At 65.7% G+C, this 16,260-nt stretch carries 13 protein-coding genes, 1 tRNA gene and 1 pseudogene; 5 read left to right on the plus strand and 10 right to left on the minus strand.

What is annotated here, in order from left to right; translation table 11 throughout:
• Window positions 1-94: 94 nt before the first annotated feature.
• From EAH76_RS17155 to EAH76_RS17165, 3 genes are read right to left on the minus strand one after another with little or no spacing between them, the layout of a single operon-like run.
• Window positions 95-295, minus strand: a complete 201-nt coding sequence (locus EAH76_RS17155) for a hypothetical protein (protein ID WP_140851492.1) — start codon at window positions 293-295, stop codon at window positions 95-97.
• Window positions 292-918, minus strand: a complete 627-nt coding sequence (locus EAH76_RS17160) for an LON peptidase substrate-binding domain-containing protein (protein ID WP_140851493.1) — start codon at window positions 916-918, stop codon at window positions 292-294. Before EAH76_RS17160 ends, EAH76_RS17155 begins: the two co-directional genes overlap by 4 nt.
• Complete coding sequence (locus tag EAH76_RS17165) at window positions 915-1,811, minus strand: tetratricopeptide repeat protein (protein WP_140851541.1); 897 nt, start codon at window positions 1,809-1,811, stop codon at window positions 915-917. Before EAH76_RS17165 ends, EAH76_RS17160 begins: the two co-directional genes overlap by 4 nt.
• Window positions 1,812-2,004: 193 nt before the next feature.
• Here EAH76_RS17165 and EAH76_RS17170 point away from each other — a divergent pair.
• Window positions 2,005-2,079: transfer RNA gene (locus EAH76_RS17170), tRNA-Gly, on the plus strand.
• A gap of 488 nt (window positions 2,080-2,567) precedes the next feature.
• Here EAH76_RS17170 and EAH76_RS17175 read toward each other — a convergent pair.
• The 5 genes from EAH76_RS17175 to EAH76_RS17195 all read right to left on the minus strand — a co-directional run bounded on the left by EAH76_RS17175 (window position 2,568) and on the right by EAH76_RS17195 (window position 8,978).
• On the minus strand, window positions 2,568-2,900 hold the full coding sequence (locus EAH76_RS17175) for a copper-binding protein (RefSeq protein WP_140851494.1): 333 nt from the start codon (window positions 2,898-2,900) through the stop codon (window positions 2,568-2,570).
• Window positions 2,897-6,058: an efflux RND transporter permease subunit gene (locus EAH76_RS17180; RefSeq protein ID WP_140851495.1), complete on the minus strand. Its 3,162-nt coding sequence runs from the start codon at window positions 6,056-6,058 to the stop codon at window positions 2,897-2,899. Before EAH76_RS17180 ends, EAH76_RS17175 begins: the two co-directional genes overlap by 4 nt.
• A complete protein-coding gene (locus tag EAH76_RS17185) occupies window positions 6,055-7,269 on the minus strand; it encodes an efflux RND transporter periplasmic adaptor subunit (protein ID WP_140851496.1) in 1,215 nt (404 codons plus the stop codon). The genes EAH76_RS17180 and EAH76_RS17185 overlap by 4 nt, the downstream gene beginning before the upstream one ends.
• Entirely contained in the window at window positions 7,266-8,519 is a 1,254-nt protein-coding gene (locus tag EAH76_RS17190; RefSeq protein WP_140851497.1) for a TolC family protein, read from the minus strand. The genes EAH76_RS17185 and EAH76_RS17190 overlap by 4 nt, the downstream gene beginning before the upstream one ends.
• A gap of 90 nt (window positions 8,520-8,609) precedes the next feature.
• Window positions 8,610-8,978, minus strand: coding sequence for a hypothetical protein (locus EAH76_RS17195; RefSeq protein WP_010188990.1), 369 nt, complete (start codon window positions 8,976-8,978; stop codon window positions 8,610-8,612).
• Window positions 8,979-9,434: 456 nt separating this feature from the next.
• On the opposite strand from EAH76_RS17195, the gene EAH76_RS17200 reads away from it, so the two are divergent.
• The 4 genes and pseudogenes from EAH76_RS17200 (at window position 9,435) to EAH76_RS17215 (ending at window position 13,102) form a co-directional block, all read left to right on the plus strand.
• On the plus strand, window positions 9,435-11,705 hold the full coding sequence (locus tag EAH76_RS17200; RefSeq protein ID WP_140851498.1) for a heavy metal translocating P-type ATPase: 2,271 nt from the start codon (window positions 9,435-9,437) through the stop codon (window positions 11,703-11,705).
• A complete protein-coding gene (gene cueR, locus EAH76_RS17205; protein WP_140851499.1) occupies window positions 11,702-12,085 on the plus strand; it encodes a Cu(I)-responsive transcriptional regulator in 384 nt (127 codons plus the stop codon). Before EAH76_RS17200 ends, cueR begins: the two co-directional genes overlap by 4 nt.
• A 493-nt stretch (window positions 12,086-12,578) precedes the next feature.
• Window positions 12,579-12,749 (plus strand): annotated as a pseudogene (locus EAH76_RS17210) (ParB N-terminal domain-containing protein); the annotation flags it as partial.
• Window positions 12,750-12,805: 56 nt separating this feature from the next.
• Window positions 12,806-13,102: a malonyl-CoA decarboxylase domain-containing protein gene (locus EAH76_RS17215; RefSeq protein WP_140851500.1), complete on the plus strand. Its 297-nt coding sequence runs from the start codon at window positions 12,806-12,808 to the stop codon at window positions 13,100-13,102.
• Between the two features lies 1 nt (window position 13,103).
• On the opposite strand, the gene EAH76_RS17220 is transcribed toward EAH76_RS17215, so the two are convergent.
• Together EAH76_RS17220 and EAH76_RS17225 are read right to left on the minus strand one after the other, a co-directional pair.
• Window positions 13,104-14,627 carry a carboxylesterase/lipase family protein gene (locus tag EAH76_RS17220; RefSeq protein ID WP_140851501.1) on the minus strand — a complete coding sequence of 508 codons (1,524 nt, stop codon included), beginning with the start codon at window positions 14,625-14,627 and terminating at the stop codon, window positions 13,104-13,106.
• Window positions 14,624-16,156 (minus strand): malonate--CoA ligase, encoded by a 1,533-nt coding sequence (locus tag EAH76_RS17225; protein WP_140851502.1) that lies wholly within the window; start codon window positions 16,154-16,156, stop codon window positions 14,624-14,626. Before EAH76_RS17225 ends, EAH76_RS17220 begins: the two co-directional genes overlap by 4 nt.
• Between the last annotated feature and the right edge of the window lie 104 nt (window positions 16,157-16,260).

The raw sequence follows: 16,260 nt of genomic DNA on the forward strand, positions 1-16,260 counted from the left end.
TAGGGGTGCCGACCCGGAACCGGGGCGCAACCGCTCTGCGTCCTCCGCGCCTCTGCGCGAACCAATCCACCGACGAACCGCGAGACGCGCCCGCTCAGTCGCGCACCTGCCGCGAATCAGCGGGCGGCGCACTAGCCGTCGCCGCGATCCGATCGCTCTCGCCGCCGATTCGCCGCTGCGTATCGATATGCACCACCGCCGCCCCCTTCTTCGGGTCGAACAGCGTCGCGAAGAACATGCCGAGCATCATCGCAGCCCCGCCGACGCGGCCCTTGCGTTTCGCGGCGTCCTTCATTGCAGCGTGACCGAATCCTCGCCGTCATGCCGACCGAAGAACTGCATCAGCTGGATGATCAGCTCGGCGCGATCCTCGATTCGCCCCGCCTCGAGCAGCCCCTGCTTCGCTGCCACGTCGAACGGCGCGATCTGCGCGATGCCGTTGACCAAAGCCTCGTCGTCGAGCCGCGTCACCGCGTCCCAATCGACCGCATAGCCCTGCGCATCGGCAAAGGCGCGCGATTCGCTCTCGAGCGCCGAGCGGCGCGACAGCGACAGGATCTCGGGCTCGCTCGGCCCCGGGATCAGCTCGGCCTCGACCTGGCGGAAGGCCGTGGTAACATCAAGCTCGCGCACGATTCGAAACAGCGACAGCCCTTCGAGGATCAGATTGTAGCGCCCGTCCTCACTCGCCTCGAACTCCGAGATTTTGCCGACGCAGCCGATTTCGAACAGCGGCGGCCGGTCGGGCCGCGCGGGCACGTTGGGCCGTGGCTGGACCATGCCGATTCGCCGATCGCGCGCCATCGCGTCCGAGATCATCGCGCGATAGCGCGGCTCGAAGATGTGCAGTGGCAGATGCATGCCCGGAAACAGCAACGCCCCCGGCAGCGGGAAGATCGAGAGCCGCGTGATCGTCATCCGAACAGGATCGCCGAGAGCTTGCGCCGCTGCGCCGAGACCCACGGGTCCTCGAGCCCGACGACCTCGAAGATCTTGAGCAATTGCGCGCGCGCCGCGCCCTCGTTCCATGTCCGGTCGGCGGCGATCATCGCGAGCAGCGTGTCGGCTGCGGCATCGCGGTCGCCCGCCGCCATCTGACCACCGGCGAGCTCGAAGCGCTTCTCGTAATTCTCCGGGTTCGCGGCGACCTCGGCAGCGAGGCCCGCCAGATCATCGACCGGCTGCACTTCGCGCGCCAGCGCCAGAGCGGTGCGCGCGCGCTCGATCTCGGGCAGCTTGGCGATCTCTTCGGGGAGCGCAGCGATCGCCGCCTCGGCCTCGTCGGTCCGCCCCGCAGCGACCAGCGCGCGCACCATGCCCGACAGCACCGTAGGATGCTCAGGCGCCATTTCGCTCAGCTGCGCGAACACGCTCAGCGCGCGCTCGGCATCGCCTTCGACCAGCAGCTGCTCGCCCATCGCGATCAGCGGCTCGAGCTCGGCCTCGAGGCTCGCCGCCTCGCTTTCGAGCGGCAATTGCTTGAGCAGCTGGTCGAGCATCGTGCGCAACTGCGTCTCGGTGCGCGCGGGCGTCAGGTCGGCGACGAGCTGCCCCTGGAACATCGCATAGACCGTCGGGATCGACTTGATCTGGAATTGCGCGGCGATGAACTGATTCGCGTCGGTATCGATCTTGGCGAGAACGACGCCCTTGTCGGCATACGCCGCCGCGACCTTCTCGAGCAGCGGCGTCAGCGCCTTGCACGGCCCGCACCATTCCGCCCAGAAATCGATCACGACCAGCTTGGTCATCGACGGCTCGACGACGTCGCGGCGGAAGCTCTCTACGGCCTCGCGTTCGGCGGCGCTCATTCCCAGGGTGGCCAAGTGTCGCTCCAATCTTATGTGCTGTGCGTCTTATGTGGGCGCTCCGCCTGCGAAGCCAACCCTTTTCTCAACGATCTGCACGCGATCGCGATAAGGGGGTTGCCGAGTATGAAAGTCGCTGTTAGAGCCCGCCACCTTACCCGCCCAGTCAACGACTGATTGGACCGTAAACGCCAGAGCGGGCGTAGCTCAGGGGTAGAGCACAACCTTGCCAAGGTTGGGGTCGAGGGTTCGAATCCCTTCGCCCGCTCCAGGTTTCTTAAAAGAAACAGCGACTTACCGCGTAAGTCGCCATACCACGAAATAGGTAACGAGGCGTTGGTCCACACTTGGTCCGCACCAAGGCTGGGCGTTCCTTTTTGCCAAGACCGGCGTTGGCGGTAATCTAATCTTGTCCGGTGAAGCGCTCCCATCCCGAATCGACGGGGCATCCGCGGAACCCTCGCCCCTGGCAGGCGATGGAGCAGGCGTCGAATTCCCCGAGCATCAGGGCTCACCGGTCCGCCCTTTGCCGGATTCGAATTTTCCAACAGCAGTATTTGGCCGTTAGGCGACAGGCAGGACGAACGGACGGTAATGACGCTTTCGTTCAGCGGACCTGAATGGACCGGCGGGTGTCGACCAAACCACGACGTTCAATGGCGTCGTAGCGAACGTCAGGATCGGACAAGAGCAGCCGCCCGAAATTCATGACCTGTCCGGCGGCGCCTTGGCCCAGGCCCTCGATTATTTGACACCGGCTCAACGCGGTCGGATAGCTGTGACCTCCGCCACGGAACCGCGCATCCTCATGGCAAAGTCGACCCGCTGTCCGACTTTCACGGTCTTGAGCAGTGCCGGTGGGATTGCCGTGAACGCCATCGTCATCGCAGGCCAGCCCAGTGCCGCGATCGGCCCATGCTGGATCGTCACCTTGGCGGCCTTGGGATCGAGCGCGGTCACGACGCCACTGCCACGACCGACCTTCACGGCCCCCTTCATCGGCATGACCTGCATGGAAGCGCTCGACTGCGCCGATGTTGTGGTCGTTGTGAGGCCCGCGAGGACGGCGAATGCCAACAGGGTCTTCTTCATAGCGTATTCCTTTGCAGCGGTGAGACTGGGGTCGAAGGGTGAGACGATCGCCGGGAGCGCCGCAGCAGCAGGAACGCTGCCGGCAGTACCAGCATCGAGAGCAAGGGTGCGGTTAGCATGCCCCCGATCATGGGAGCCGCGATCCGGCTCATCACTTCGGAGCCGGTGCCTGTACCGATCAGGATCGGAAACAGACCGGCCAGGATCACCGCGACCGTCATCGCCTTGGGCCGGACGCGAAGGAGGGCGCCTTCGCGCACCGCAGCCTCGACCTCGGCATCGTCCGGTGTGGGACCGCGGGCATCCAGCGCGTGCTTGAGGTAGATCAGCATCACCACGCCGAACTCCGCTGAGACACCGGCGAGCGCGATGAACCCGACACCGGTCGCGACCGATTGGTTGTAGCCGAGCAGATAAAGCAGCCATAGACCGCCGGTGAGCGCGAACGGGAGCGTGCCCATCACCAGCGCGGCTTCATCGAGTCGGCGAAAGGTCGCGTAGAGCAGCAGGAAGATGATGACCAAAGTCGCCGGAACGACGATCTTCAATCGCTCGACCGCGCGCTGCAGATACTCGAACTGGCCAGTATAGGTGACGCTGACGCCGGGCGGCAGTTTCACCTTGGCGGCGATCGCGTTCTGCAGATCACGAACGATGGTGGTGAGCGGCGCGCCGCGCCCGTCGATGTAGATCCAGGTCACCGGTCGGCCGTTCTCGCTGCGTAGCATCGGCGGTCCATCGGTGATGCGAACGTCGGCGACGGTGCCGAGCGTGATCTGCTGCCCTGCCGGCGTCAGCACGGCCAGGTTGCGCAAGCCCTCGATGCTATCGCGCAGCTCGCGCGGATAACGCACGCTGATCGGATAACGCGCGAGCCCTTCGACGGTCTGGCCGATCGTCTCGCCGCCGATCGCGCCCGACACGATCGACTGCACGTCGGCGACGTTGAGACCATAGCGTGCCGCAGCGGCCCGGTTGATATCGACATCGATATACCGCCCGCCGGTGAGCCGTTCGGCGAGCGCAGACCCCACCCCAGGCACGGTCTTCGCGACCTGTTCGATATCGCGCGCGGCCGCGTCGATCTCGGCGAGGTTCGCCCCTGCCACCTTGATCCCGATCGGACTCTTGATGCCGGTCGACAGCATCTCGATCCGGTTACGGATCGGCGGAATCCAGAAATTGGCGAGGCCCGGCACCTTCACCGCCTTGTCGAGCTGATCGATCAATTTTTCCTGCGTCATGCCCGCGCGCCACTGATCCTTGGGCTTGAAGCGGATCGTCGTCTCGAACATTTCGAGCGGGGCAGGGTCGGTCGCGGTATCGGCGCGACCGGCCTTGCCGAACACACTTTCCACTTCGGGTACGGTCTTGATCAGCCGGTCGGTGAGCTGGAGAAGCTGGCCGGCCTTGCCGGTCGAGATGCCGGGCAGCGCGGAAGGCATATAAAGCAGGTCGCCCTCGTTCATCTGCGGGATGAACTCGCCGCCAAGCTGACTGATCGGCCAGAGGCTGGTCGCAAACACGAGGCCGGCAATGACCAGCGCCTGCTTCGGCCGCGCCAGTACCCAGTCGAGCGCGGGACGGTAGATGCGGGTGAGGACGCGATTGATCGGATTGGCATTCTCGGACGGGATGCGGCCGCGGATCAGCAACCCCATCAGCACCGGGATCAGCGTGATCGACAGGATTGCTGCACCTGCCATCGCATAGGTTTTGGTGAAGGCGAGGGGCGCGAAGAGCCGCCCCTCCTGGCCCTGGAGCGAGAAGATTGGCACGAACGAGAAGGTGATGATGAGAAGGCTGAGGAACAGCGCCGGGCCGACCTCGACCGCTGCGGCGGTGATCACGCGCCAGCGCTCGGCACCCGCCAACGTCTCGTCCGGATGATCGTGCGCCCAATGTTCGAGATGCTTGTGCGCGTTTTCGATCATGACGACGGCCGCATCAACCATTGCGCCGATGGCGATGGCGATGCCGCCCAGCGAGAGGATATTGGCGTTCAGTCCCTGGACGCGCATCGCAATGAAGGCGATGAGGATACCGAGCGGGAGCGTGAGAATGGCGACCAGCGCCGATCGAACGTGCCAGAGGAACAGCGCGCAGACGAGCGCCACGACGATGAACTCCTCAATCAGCTTACTGCGCAAATTGTCGACCGCCCGATCGATCAGGCCCGAGCGGTCATAGGTGGTGACGACCTCCACGCCGGGTGGCAGGCTCTTCTTCAATTCCTCGAGCCTAGTGCGTACCCCGTCGATCACCTCGCGCGCGTTCTTGCCTTGGCGCATCACGATGACGCCGCCTGCAACCTCACCCTCGCCATTGAGCTCTGCCAACCCGCGCCGCATTTCCGGACCGATCTGAACCGTGGCGACGTCGCCGAGTGTCACGGGCACGCCGCCAACCGTCTTGAGCGGCACGCTGCGGAAATCGTCGAGTGTCTTCAGATAGCCGGTCGCGCGGACGATATATTCGGCCTCGGCCATCTCGAGGACCGATCCGCCGCTCTCCTGATTGCCGCGCTTCAGTGCCTCGGTCACCGCCTCGTGGGTGATGCCGTAAGCGGCCAATTTCTGCGGATCGAGGACGACCTGATACTCTTTCACCATGCCGCCGATGCTCGCGACCTCGGCGACCCCCGGCACGGTCTTCAATTCGTAGCGCAGGAACCAGTCTTGGATGCTGCGGAGCTGTGCGAGGTCATGACGCCCGGTTCGGTCGACCAGCGCATATTCATAGACCCAGCCCACCCCGGTAGCATCCGGGCCGAGCGATGCCTTTGCACCCTCGGGCAGGCGGCTTTGCACCTGGCTCAGATATTCGAGGACCCGGCTGCGCGCCCAATAGAGATCGGTCGCGTCGTCGAACAGGACATAGACGAAGCTGTCACCGACGAACGAATAGCCGCGCACCACGCGCGCGCCCGGCACGGACAGCATCGTCGTCGCGAGCGGATACGTGACCTGGTTCTCGACAATCTGCGGAGCCTGGCCCGGATAGGTGGTGCGGATGATGACCTGAACGTCGGACAGGTCGGGCAGCGCATCGACCGCGGTCGAGCGCAACGCGCCCACCCCGACGACGATCAGCGCGAGGGCTGCGAGCAGGACGAGGACGCGCGCCTTGACGGACGCCTCGATGATCCGCGCGATCACTTCGTGTCCCCCGTGATCGGGCGCGCGGCGATGCCGGTCAGGCTCGCCTCGCTGTCGAGCAGGAACTGGCCCGATGCGACGACCTTCTCCCCTGCCGCCAGTCCTGCGAGGATTTCGGTCTGACCGCTCGCCTCGCGCCCGATACGGACCTCGGCCGGTCGGAAATGACCCTTGACGTCGGCGAGCATGACGAGCGTGCGCTTGCCGGTGCGGATTACGGCTTCGGTCGGCACCAGCAGCGCGGTGTCGGACGTGCCGCCTAGATGGACGGTCGCGAACATGCCGGGGCGCAGGCGACCACCCGGGTTACGCAGATCGATCCGTACCGTCAGTGTTCGGCTGTCCGCCTGCGTCGTCGGCAAGATGGCAATGACGCGGCCGGTAAAACGCTCACCGGGGAACCCCGCCAGATCGGCCGTCGCCGTCTGCCCGACTTGGACAGCGCTCGCGCGCACTTCCGGCACCGCAGCGTTCAACCAGACCGTGCCGAGGCCGTTGACTTGCGCGAGCGTCTGGCCGGGTGCGAGCGTGACGCCGGCGCGGGCATCGAGTGTCTGAATAACGCCCCCGATCGGGCTGCGGATGGTGGTCATCCCACGCCCGCCCGCCACGCCGCCCGGAATGCCGATCAGTCGCAGACGCTGGCGTGCAGCAGCGATCAAGGACGGGTCGCCGGTTTTGCACACCGCTTCATATTCGCCCTGCGCGCCGGCCCATTCGGGGACAAACACGTCGGCAATCGGCGCCCCGGCACGGATTATGTCGCCCGGTGCGTGGCCATAGACCCGCTGGATAAAGCCTGCGGCACGTGCCTGCACGATTGCGATGTCGCGCTGGTTGAAGTCGATCGCGCCGGTCACATCGAGCGTGCCGGCCAACGTGCCGGTCGTCGCGGTCGCAAACCGGATGCCGAGATTCTGCATCGCCGAAGGGTCGACCGTGACACCTGGCTTTGCCGTCGGGCCCCTATTCGTGTCGGCATATTTGGGGACCGTCTTCATACCCATCGACGACAGGGTATCCGGATTGTCGTAATGCTCCTGCGGCACCATCGGGTCGTAATAATAGAGCGGCTTGCGAGGAGTATCCGGCGTCCCGGCGGCAGGTGTCCCATTGCGCGTTCCAGCCAGATAATAGCCTCCAGCGCCCGCGACGAGGGCGACAGCGGCAAGCGTCGCAGCGATCTGCGACCGTTGAAGTGACGTGGTCATTGGTCCGCGCTCCCGAACAGGAGAATGAGCCGCGCGCCATCCGCGGCGACAGTCGCTCTGCGATCGAGCGTGGTGAGGACCGCGTCGGCAAGCGCGGCATGCGCGTCGGCGATGTCGGTGAGCGTGGCGCGCCCGGCGCTGTAACTGCCGGTCTCGAGCGTCACCCGCTGCTCGGCGAGCGGCTCCAGCACGTCCCGAGCGCGCGACCATTGCGCGTGGTGCATCGCGTGATCGGCAAGACCTGCTTCGAGATCGGCGGTCAGTTCGCGCAAACTGGCATCTGCGCCGGCGCGTGCACTGTTGGCATCGGCAGCGCGGGCCGCGATCAACGGTTCCTGACGCCGCTTTTTGAACAACGGCAGGCCGATCGTAACCCCGGCAGACACGTAATCGCCGAACCGGGGATCGCGGCGTTGGTAGGACAGATCGACGCCGAAATCGGAACGCCGTTCGGCCTCGGCGATGCGGAGGTCGGCATCCGCGCGACCGATCGTGGCACCGGCCAACACCAGCGTCGGATGCTCGCGAAGCGACGCGCGCAGGCGCGCAGGCTCTACCGTGAAGTCCGGGATCGGACCTGCGATGTCGGGGTCGGCTTCGCCCGTCCAGCGCGTGAGGTCGGCACGTGCGCGGCCGACCATCGACACTAGCTCGTCGCGACGGTCCTGTAATTTCGCAACGGCTTCGCGCCCGGCGAGCACCTGTGCTGGCCGCGATGCCCCCGACGCGACCGCACCTGGCGACGCTTTGACGAAGCGGTCGAGCCGTTGGAGTACCGTGTCGAGCGCCGTAAGGCGCCGCTCGGCATAAGCGAGACTGATCCAGGCAACCGCGGCCTGGACCTTGACGATGCGCGCCTCCACGCCGGTTTCTGCGTCGGCGACGCCGATGTCTGCCTCGGCGCGACCACGTTGCGCGCGACGCTTGACGAGATTGGGAATGTCCTGCGAGACACCGACGCGCGCCCAGGTGAAGTTATCGCGCTGCGGCGCGAACGCGAGCGGTCCTGAGATCGGAAAGCTGTCGATCCCGAGCGCGAGCTTCGGATCGGGCAACTGTCCTGCGGCGCTTCGCGCGGAACGCATAGCATCAGCGCCGAGCGACTTCGCCTTGATGGACGGCGCGTCGGCAGCGGCTTTTTGCAGTGCCGCGTCGAAGGTCAGCGGTCCGGCAATCGCCGGCATACTGACCGACGCGAGCGCGAGCCATACCAGCGCGCGCGACGCGCGGCGGCGTAAGGGGGTTCGCATTTCGTCATGTCCTGATCCTAGAGTTCACATCGCGTCGTACCCGGCGCATGCGCGCCGGGTCGCGTGACGGGCACGCGCGCGGACTTGAAATCAGATCAGGATTGAAGGCGGTTCTGGTTCCGGAGCGGTCGAACGGCCCCGTAAGGCTGCGAAGATACCGATCTGCTCGTCACGATCGGAGCGGGCCGCAGCCTGGAGAACCATCGATGCGTCGGACAGCATCATCGGTCCGCCCGACGCCATCATGGCGATGCAGCCGGCCAAGCCGCACTTGCACGGCTTGTGGGCTGCGTTCTTCTCCGCCGCTGACATGCAGTCCGGCATGGATGCCATGTCGCTGGTTGCCATCGCTGCCATGTCCATCGCACCTGCAGGCGCGGCAAGCGCCTGAGCCGGCTGCTGCACAGCCAGCCCGACCATCACGCCGATCAGCATCAGGAAAAGGAACAGGCGCTTCACATTCACTTCCTGCGGGGCGCCTCTCAACCTGTCAATCGGCCAAGTCTTCTTCGCGAGATCATCGATTTGGTTACATGATGAATCGGAAGTCCGCCCTGTTGCTCGTGCTTGATAAAACAGGGCGGCCCAACAATCGGCTCCGGCCGGGCAGAGACTGAGTAGGCAGGCTTGACCTTGACACGATGTCAGACCCTACATGCCCCCGGGTAGAAGGAGTTTCACGCCATGAACGACCCTCATTCCCATACGCCTCAAGCCAGCGGGTGCGGCTGTTCCGGGCAGAGTACCGCTGAACCTGCGGCCGCGAATGTCTCTCCCGCGCCAGCGGCCAGCTGCTCGGGTGGAGCGGCTGAGGGGCCTCCTGAGACGGCCAAAAACGACGAGCATCACTCTGAGGCTAGATGTTGCTGCGCTGGCGGCAAAGTCTCTCAAGGCGCAGCGACCGTTACGGACCCGGTGTGCGGGATGACGGTCGATCCGGCAAAAACGGCGCATCATGCCGAGCACGCCGACCAAACCTATCACTTTTGCAGCGCCGGGTGCCGGACAAAATTCGTTGCCAACCCTGACGCCTATCTCGGCGACAAGCAGAAGCCTGAACCAACGGCGACGCCGGGCGCTATCTGGACGTGTCCCATGCACCCGCAAATCCGTCAGGAGGGACCGGGGACGTGTCCGATTTGCGGCATGGCGCTCGAACCGGAAGAACCGTCGCTCGATGATGGGCCTAATCCCGAGCTGGTCGATTTCACGCGTCGGCTGTGGGTGGCGGGCGTGCTCGCCGTGCCGCTGCTGGCGATCTCGATGGTCGTCGAAATGCTCGGCGTCCATGTCGTCAGTCCTGCCGTATCGCCTTGGGTACAGCTCGCGCTCACTGCGCCGATCGTGTTGTGGGCGGGCGGGCCGTTTTTCCAGCGGGGATGGACTTCGCTTCGCACCCGCCATCTCAACATGTTCACGCTGATCTCGATCGGGGTCGGTGCCGCCTTCCTCTACAGCCTGGCCGCGACGGTCGCGCCCGGCATTTTCCCCCCGACCTTCAGAATGCACGGGGGCGTAGTGCCGGTCTATTACGAGGCGGCCGGGGTAGTGGTGGCGCTGGTGCTGCTCGGACAGGTCCTTGAACTGCGTGCCAGAGCGGCGACCGGGCGCGCGATCCGCGCCCTCATGGATCTTGCCCCCAAGACGGCGCGCCGGGTGCGATCGGATGGGTCCGAGGAGGAAGTCAGCCTTGCCGACGTGGCGGCCGGTGATCGGCTACGCGTTCGTCCCGGGGATGCGATCCCGGTTGACGGCGTGGTGGTCGAGGGACGCTCCTCGGTCGATGAATCCATGCTCACCGGCGAGCCTGCCCCTGTCCTCAAGGAAGTCGAGGCTGCCGTCACCGGGGGAACGGTGAACGGCACGGGTAGCCTGGTCATGGAAGCCCGCGCGGTCGGCTCGGATACGATGCTGGCGCGGATCGTCCGCATGGTCGCGGACGCGCAGCGCAGCCGTGCCCCGATCCAAGCTGTTGCCGATCAGGTGTCTGGCTGGTTCGTGCCGTTGGTCGTGCTGGTTTCTATCGCGACGTTCGTGGTCTGGTCGCTGGTCGGTCCTGAGCCGCGCATGGGCCACGCCATGCTCAATGCCATTGCCGTGCTCGTCATCGCCTGCCCCTGCGCGCTGGGTCTCGCTACGCCCATGTCGATCATGGTCGGGACGGGTCGCGGGGCTCAGGCCGGCGTTCTGGTGAAGAACGCGGAAGCGCTACAGGGGCTAGAGAAAGTCGATACACTGGTCATCGACAAGACGGGCACGCTCACGGAAGGCAAGCCCAAGCTCATCGCCGTCCAGACGATCGGCTCCGTCGTGGAGAACGACATGCTAGCGGTTGCAGCGGCCGTCGAAGGGCAATCGGAACACCCGCTCGCGCACGCGATCGTCGTTGCCGCCAAGGATCGAGAATTGCAGCTCGGCACGGTCACGGACTTCGCCTCGCAAACCGGTCTAGGGGTCAGCGCCAAGGTCAATGGCCGATCGGTCGTGATCGGGAACGCCGAGCAAATGATCCGGATTGGTGCTGATCCCAAGGCGCTCGATGCCGATGCCGATCGTCATCGTGGCGAGGGTGCAGGCGTAATCTTGGTGGCGATCGACGGCGCTCTTGCCGGCTTGCTCGCGGTCGCCGATCCGGTGCGCGCCAACGCCGGAGAGGCAATTGCCGCACTCCGCCAGCAGGGCCTCCGCGTCATTATGCTGACCGGTGACAATCAGACGACTGCCGATGCGGTCGGCCGCGCTGTCGGCGGACTCGACGACGTGCGCGCCGGTCTGCGCCCGGAAGACAAGGCGCGTATCATCGGTGAGCTGAAGGCGAGCGGTGCCAAGGTCGCGATGGCCGGCGACGGAATCAATGATGCGCCCGCTCTGGCGGCTGCTGATGTGGGCCTCGCGATGGGCACGGGAACAGACGTCGCGATCGAAAGCGCCGGCATAACGCTCACGCGCGGCGATCTCTCGGCGATCGTGCGTGCCCGCAAGCTCGCGCACGCGACGATGCGGAATATCCGCCAGAACCTGTTCTTCTCGTTCTTGTTCAACGGGATCGGCGTGCCCGTCGCGGCCGGGGTGCTCTACCCCGTGGCTGGCATTTTGCTCTCGCCGATGCTGGCTGGCGCGGCGATGGCGCTCTCGTCCCTCACCGTAGTCCTCAACGCGCTGCGGTTGAACACGGTGAAGCTATGAACATCGGGGCGGCATCGGATGCCAGCGGCGTCTCGCAGCGCATGATTCGCCATTACGAGAAAATCGGTTTGGTGCCCGCGCCGCCCCGGCGCGGGAGCTACCGTGACTACTCGGATGCCGACATTCATCGGCTGCGCTTTATCGCCAACGCGCGCGACCTGGGGTTCCCGATCGAGGAAATCCGCACGCTGCTGGGACTCTGGTCGGATCGCGCGCGGTCGAGCGCCGAAGTAAAGGCCCTCGCCCAATCGCGCGCTGCCGAACTGGGCCGCAAGGTCCGCGCCTTGGAAGCAATGCGCCGATCACTCACTGAACTTGCTCAGTCCTGTCACGGAAATGATCGCCCCGATTGCCCTATCATCGAACGTTTGGCCGAATAGCTCCTAAGGCTAAGAGTTACTCGACCGCCCCAAGGGTCAAAACCAAACGGTTGCGACACCAGTGAGGGGCCGATCATAACTATGCGAACCCTAAAAAGATTGCCGGTGCCTATTCCACCAATTCTTCGCGTACACGGGTTTTAAATCGCGTCATCCGGGATGACCGCTTCTGGCCGAAGCCGCCGTCCAAGGCGGCTGGTTCGAAAGACCGGAATGTCTCAGCTGCGGACCTTCAAAGTGGCGTGAAGGTGATCCTTTAGGAAGACGAAGGTTGGGGGGCGATGGTTGTGTCCGATGTCACCAGTGGTGCACTAAGCCCCTCAGGGAATTTTCAGTTACCTTCGCTCGATGCTGTAAAACATCGGATTACACAGCCAGACCATGACCGCGGATTCGCGCCATCCGACGCAGCGAGCGGCGATAGGTACCTGAGGGGAAGAATGCGGTCGGGGGCATCGGCGGTCATGGCATGATCCTCGTTCGCGCGTGATCCAACGGTAGCCCTGACAGCTACGAGATCGTGGCGGGCAAGCGGCGCTATCATGCGGCGCTGGCGGTCGCCGCCGAGGGCGGCGAAATCGAACCGCTTCCGTGCGCCGTCATGGACGCGGGGGACGATGCGGCGGCGCTCGAAGCCTCGCTGATCGATAACATCGCGCGCTTGCCGATGGCACGCCTGATCAAAGCTGGTCCGCAGATCATCCAGCCGAGCGGCGACGGATGATGCTCGCCGCGCGCTACATGTTGACCGAACGCGATTCGCGCAGTGCGCTGCTCGATCCGGTGGCGTGCTTCCATATCGGCAAGGGCGCCCGGATCGATCGGTGCTCTTGGCTCGGCGACACCAGTGCGCGCGGCATGGCGCGATACGATGGGCGGATGCTCAATTACGCCTATGATTTGCCCGCGCTCGAAAAGAAACGCGATGCTTATGCGCGGCAGCGCTCGGTCGCTGCCGCACCCGCTGTGCGCGCCCTGCTCGCCGCCGGCAGCGTTTTGGGCCGGGTGAGCGGTTAGGTCACTCGGTCCAGATCAGGCGCTCGACCCGGTCTGGGTCACTGAGCGTGGCCGGCGTGCGGGCAAGCATCATGGTCTGCCGCGCCTTGGCGTCATATCGCTGCCAGGCGGGCAGGCCAGCGGCAACGGGTTGCCCGTCGCGCACAAACCGGACCATCGCCTGGTGGACCGCGTCCGCCATCGGCTGGTCTGCCGCGGTCAGCCCGAAAAACCCCGCGAAGGCCGACGTCTGCACATGATCGAAGGTGAAGGGCACGTCGATGACGTGCGGGCTGCGCCCCGCGAACGGACCGCCCGCTGCAGGATAGGTCCAGCGATAGCGATACACTGCGCCGCCGGATCCGGAATGCCCCTCGGCGATCCGCTGGCAGGGCATGCCATATTCCTCGGCAGTGAGCAGCCGCCAGTGCCGCTCGGCGACCGACAGGTCGGGGAAGGCGCGCGTATAGGCGCCATCGAGCGCGGTCATCCGCGCCAGGGTCTCGTTCGACAGGCTTTGCTCGCGAAACGGGCTCTGCGCGGCGGCGGCGGGCAGGAACAACCGGCTCTCATCGGCATTGCTGCCGATCAGCATCGGGACGCGCGGAGCACGTCCGGCGCGGATCCGCGCGAGCGGGACGTCGGGTAGGTCGCGTCCGTCGACCATCGGCCGGAACGGAAAATTGCGCGGCCAGGCCGCTCGCGCCGCCGCCTGTGCGGCCAGCATGGCCGCGACGGGTGCCGTCGCCAGGCGGTCGGCACCGCCGAGCTTGTCCGCAAACAGGCGGGCGAAGGCCTGCGCCTCGGTCGATGTATGCACCGTCTGTGCGCCGCCGCTGAACAATGCGGTGCGCGCATACAGCCCGTCCGCGGCCGGCATGCCCATCAGCGTGCCGACATTCTTGCCGCCCGCCGATTCACCCGCGAGCGTCACGCGCGTCGGGTCACCGCCGAACGCGGCGATGTTGGCGCGGACCCAGCGCAAGGCGAGGATCACGTCGCGCATGCCGTTGTTGGCGCTGCCGGCATAAGCGCGGCCGAGCAGGCCGCCAGTCTCGAGAAAACCGAACGCCCCGATGCGATAGTTCATCGTGACACAAATCACGCCATGCGCCGCGAACCGATCGCCGGCCGTCCCCTGGTCGCCGCTCCAGCCGGTTTCGTTGCCACCGCCGTGGATGTAGACCAGCACCGGATACGACCCAGGCGTGGCCGGCGCCCAGACATTGAGCTGCAAGCAATCCTCGGACATCGCGCCCTCGAATTTCGCCATTCCCGGCAGTTGCGGGGCGACCGCGGCGGGGCGCGTGGCGTCGTACACGTCGCGCCACGGGCGCAAGGCGAGCGGCGCGGCGAAGCGCTGCGCCTGGCCATAGGGGATGCCGGTGAACACCCGGATGCCCTCGACCGCGCGACCGCGCACCCGCCCTTGACGGGTGGTCACGACCAGCCCGTCGGGTGCCGCCGCGCCGAGCGGTTCCGCCGCAGCGGCCAATGCCGTCATCGTGGCGAGCGCGAGGAAACCCCGCCGATCGAGGTGCATCATTGTACTGTCTCCGCCGCCTGGAACAGATCGGCATAGGCCTCGCGTAACTGCTTTTTCTGGACCTTGCCCATCGTGTTGCGCGGCAGTTCGGGCACGAAGATCACCCGCCGCGGCTGCTTGAACCGGGCGACCTGCCCCTCCAGCGCCGCGAGCACGGCAGCCTCGTCCAGATCGGCGCGGCTGGACTGCACCACCGCGACCACGCCTTCGCCCATGTCGGGATGTGGGATACCGATCACCGCACTTTCGGCGATACCGGGCACGGCGTCGAGCAGCGCCTCGATCTCTGCCGGATAGATATTGAAGCCGCCGCAGATGATGAGATCCTTGGCGCGACCGACAATCCGGACATAGCCGCGGTCGTCGACCACCCCCAGGTCGCCCGTGATGAAGAAGCCATCGTCGCGCAGTTCCTCGGCCGTCTTTTCCGGCAGCCGCCAATAGCCCTTGAACACGTTGCGCCCGCGGACCTCGATCATGCCCGGTTCGCCCTGCGGCAAGGTGGTCGCGGTGGCCGGGTCGGTGATGCGCAGCTCCACGCCGGGCAGCGGGAACCCGACGCTGCCGGGTACCCGATCCCCATCATAGGGGTTCGACGTATTCATGTTGGTTTCCGTCATGCCGTATCGCTCGAGGATGGCGTGCCCGGTCCGCGCGGAAAAGGCCTGGTGCGTCTCGGCGGACAGCGGCGCCGATCCGGAAACAAACAGCCGCATTCCGGCAACACGCTCGCGCGTGAAGGCAGGGTCCGCCAGCAGGCGGCTGTAAAAGGTCGGCACGCCCATCAGCGTGGTCGCGCCCGGCATCAGCCGGATCAGGTCTGTCACATCGAACCGGGGCAGGAAGATCATCGCGCTCCCAGCCATGATCGTGACGTTCGTCGCGACGAACAGACCGTGGGTGTGGAAGATGGGGAGGGCGTGCAACAATCGGTCGTGCGATGTGAAGCGCCAGGCGGCGGCGAGCGTCGCGGCATTGGACGCGAGATTCGCGTGGGTCAGCATCGCGCCCTTCGAGCGCCCGGTCGTCCCCGAGGTGTAGAGGATCGCGGCGAGATCGTTCTCGGATACCGCCCGATCCTCGCCAGGTGCCGTCTCGGCAGCGGCACCGGTCAGCAAGGTGCCGGCGCCGTCGGCGCCCAGCGTAAGCCGTTGCGGCACCCCGATATCGGCGCACAGCGCCGCCATCGCCGCCTCGTCCTCGGGCCGGTGGATCAGCAGCGCGGGCTCTGCATCGGCGAGGAAGAAGCGCAGCTCAGCCGGGGTGTAACCGGTATTCAGCGGCAGATAGACCGCCCCGATCCGCGCCGTCGCGAGATACGTCAGCAGGGCATCCGCGCTCTTTTCGACCTGGATCGCGACGCGATCCCCGAAGCAGACGCCGAGGCGGCGGAACAGGGTCGCCATCCGCAGGCTGCGCTCGCACGCTTCGGCGTACGAAATCGCCGTTCCATCGGGCAGCAGCAGAAACGGTGCACTCGGCGCGGCATCGGCGCGCTGCCGAAAGACCGAAAACAGATCCTGCTCCATCAAGCCCCTCGCAATGATACATCGCCTTAGCACGGACGGCGTCGCGGCGCATAAATTTCAGCGGAAATCTAGGCGAGTGTATGCGCGATGACTTGCCAAGGGAA

This window comes from Sphingomonas glacialis (genome assembly GCF_006439055.1).
Taxonomy (GTDB): Bacteria; Pseudomonadota; Alphaproteobacteria; order Sphingomonadales; family Sphingomonadaceae; genus Sphingomonas; species Sphingomonas glacialis_A.